We start from the raw sequence: 964 nt of genomic DNA on the forward strand, positions 1-964 counted from the left end.
ATGATTTTGTTCCTAATACAGGAATAGTATCATGTGCCATTGGTGCAGCAACAGTAGTCATAGGTACGCGAGCACCGTAATGAAACTTGCTAACAAATAAATAATCACCTACTAACAATGTTTTTTCTAACGAAGAAGTAGGAATAGTGTATGGTTGCATAAAATAAGTATGCACTAAAGTAGCGGCTATAATAGCAAAAGCAATAGAACTTATCCATTCACCTAAAGGAGACCTTGGTTTTAAGCTTCTGTTTTCAATGTGTTTTGCATCTGTAAAATAATTGATGTAATAAATATATAAGCCTAAAGTAAGAACAGCTAAAATAGTATCTGGTTTTTTGTTGAAGCCAAAACTTCTACAAGTTTCAATCCACACTATTGGAAACATAAGTAGGTTTACAATAGGAACGAATAATAAAATCACCCACCATTTAGGGCGATTAATAATTTGCATTAGTACTATGGCGTTGTATACAGGTACAGCAGCCTCCCAAGCTTTTTTACCAGCTCGTGTGTATAGCTTCCACGTACCTAAAAAATGAACAACTTGTATGAATAAGAAGAATAAAAACCATTCAGTAAATGTCATAATCTGTATATTTTGTTTTCCTTTTCAGGAATGTAATTCTAAGCTTATTTGTGCTTTTTAGCTGCTTATTGTTACGTTATTAACCTAAGTTTAACACATCTCTCATGGTGTAAACACCTGTTTTGTTATGTAACCATTCAGCGGCAATAACGGCTCCTAAAGCAAAACCTTGTCGGTTGTGTGCTGTGTGTTTTATGTCAATTGTATCTACTTCAGAACTATAAGTTACAGTATGTGTACCTGGTACATCTGGAGTTCTAACAGCTGTAATAGGAATATTATCTTCGGAAGTTTTTTCGTCTAACTCCCAAGCTTTTTTATTGGTGTTTTCAATAATTCCTTCAGCTAAAGTAATAGCAGTACCACTTGGAGCGT

At 34.3% G+C, this 964-nt stretch carries 2 protein-coding genes; both read right to left on the reverse strand.

The window, feature by feature from the left end; translation table 11 throughout:
* Window positions 1-589 (reverse strand): DUF5684 domain-containing protein (locus OU788_RS12425; RefSeq protein WP_274635452.1); only part of this gene is annotated, 589 nt, incomplete at its 3' end.
* Window positions 590-668: 79 nt separating this feature from the next.
* Window positions 669-964 (reverse strand): dihydrodipicolinate reductase C-terminal domain-containing protein (locus tag OU788_RS12430; RefSeq protein WP_274635453.1); only part of this gene is annotated, 296 nt, incomplete at its 5' end.

It is taken from the genome of Tenacibaculum sp. L6 (genome assembly GCF_028823685.1).
Lineage (GTDB): Bacteria > Bacteroidota > Bacteroidia > Flavobacteriales > Flavobacteriaceae > Polaribacter.